General features: G+C 57.1%; 1 tRNA gene. It reads left to right on the top strand.

What is annotated here, in order from left to right:
* Positions 1 to 137: 137 nt before the first annotated feature.
* A tRNA-Phe gene (locus tag KVT34_RS31620) sits at positions 138 to 210 on the top strand.
* Positions 211 to 212: the final 2 nt, after the last annotated feature.

Below are 212 nucleotides of genomic sequence, written 5' to 3'. Positions count from 1 at the left end.
GCTGTGGTGTAGAGGCCTAACATGCCTGCCTGTCACGCAGGAGACCGCGGGTTCGAATCCCGTCAGCTCCGCCATTTAAGTTTCACAACCGTACATCGATCCCGCATATTCCGATTGGGTTGGTGCAAACCATGCAAGGCTCGGTAGCTCAGTCGGTAGAGCAGAGGACTGAAAATCCTCGTGTCGGCGGTTCGATTCCGTCCCGAGCCACC

The organism is Paenibacillus sp. GbtcB18 (assembly GCF_019091125.1).
Classification (GTDB): Bacteria; Bacillota; Bacilli; order Paenibacillales; family NBRC-103111; genus Paenibacillus_F; species Paenibacillus_F chitinolyticus.
This window is presented reverse-complemented; position numbering and strand designations above follow the sequence as displayed.